At 60.6% G+C, this 1,321-nt stretch carries 1 protein-coding gene and 1 other annotated feature; the gene reads right to left on the bottom strand.

Going from position 1 to position 1,321, the window contains the following annotated elements; translation table 11 throughout:
* Nucleotides 1–39: 39 nt before the first annotated feature.
* Nucleotides 40–1,268, bottom strand: a protein-coding gene (locus F4U95_RS24505) for an IS3 family transposase (protein ID WP_120252781.1) whose coding sequence is annotated in 2 segments (ribosomal slippage) — nucleotides 40–980 and nucleotides 980–1,268 — 1,230 coding nt in all. Because the reading frame shifts where the segments join, the coding sequence is not laid out codon by codon here.
* Nucleotides 873–987: a sequence feature (AL1L pseudoknot), on the bottom strand. Its footprint overlaps the gene before it by 115 nt.
* Nucleotides 1,269–1,321: the final 53 nt, after the last annotated feature.

Below are 1,321 nucleotides of genomic sequence, written 5' to 3'. Positions count from 1 at the left end.
TGAAGCGCCCCGGGTTTTCAGGAGGCAGTTTTCATTGGGCTATGCAGCCATATCGAGGTTCTCGAGGGCTGCATAGTAATTGTCTTCGGCCTCAGCGGGCGGGATGTGCCCGATAGGGCCGAAGAGCCGGTGATTGTTGTACCAATCGACCCAGCGCAGCGTTGCCATTTCCACGGCCGAAACGCTTGGCCATGATCGCTGCCGCCAGATGACCTCGGCCTTGTAAAGGCCGTTGATCGTCTCGGCTAAGGCGTTGTCGTAGGAATCACCGACGCTGCCGACCGAGGGGACGAGTTTGGCCTCGGCCAAGCGCTGGGTATAGTTCATCGCAAGATATTGAACTCCCCTATCGCTATGGTGGATCAGTCCATCATCGGGATCTGGCCTGCGGGCATGAATCGCCTGCTCCAGGGCATCCAGAACGAAGCTGGCAGTGGCTGACGTGCTGACCTTCCATCCGACAATCCGCCGGGCAAAAGCATCAATCACGAAGGCGACATAGACGAAGCCTGCCCAAGTATGCACGTAGGTGAAATCGACGACCCACAGGGCGTTTGGCCGGCTGACGCGAAATGCCCGATTGACCTTGTCCAGCGGACACGGTGCCTTCGGGTTGCTGATGGTGGTGATCGTCTTCTTCCCACGATGGACGCCTGCCAGCCCCATGGCGCGCATTAATCGTTCCACCGTGCATTTCGCCACCATGATGCCTTCACGCCGCATCTGGTGCCAGACCTTGCGTGTGCCATAGAGACCGAAGCTGGCCTCATGGACCCGCTTGATCTGCTCCCTGATCTCGTCATCACGCTGCGCACGTGCTGGACGCCTGCCGGGATCGGCACGACGCGCGGCGTGTTCATGGTAGGAGGATGGGGCGATCGCCAGTTCCCGGCAGATCGGCTCGATACCCAAATCCTCGCGATGGACGTCGATGAACGCCATCATCATCTCCCGGGGCGGTCGAGCTCCGCCATCGCAAAATACGCAGATGCCTTGCGCAAAATCTCGTTGGCCCGGCGTAGTTCCTTCACTTCGCGCTCCAGCAATCTCAGGCGTTCCCGGTCATCCGCCGCCAGCGCCGCTGGCCCCGCTCGTCGGCTCGCCTCTTCGCGGCACCACCGGCGCAGCGTCTCCAGCGAGCAGCCGATCTTCGCCGCGATCGACTTCATCACTTCCCATTCCGAGCCGTACTCGGCCCGCTGCTCCACCACCATACGAACCGCCCGCTCGCGGACTTCAGGTGAAAATTTGTTGGTTGTCTTGCTCATAACGGATGCTCCTTCTCACAAGTTGGAGCCTCCTGGAAACCCGGGGCGCTTCA

It is taken from the genome of Sphingobium limneticum (assembly GCF_008710165.1).
GTDB classification, from domain to species: domain Bacteria; phylum Pseudomonadota; class Alphaproteobacteria; order Sphingomonadales; family Sphingomonadaceae; genus Sphingobium; species Sphingobium limneticum.
This window is presented reverse-complemented; position numbering and strand designations above follow the sequence as displayed.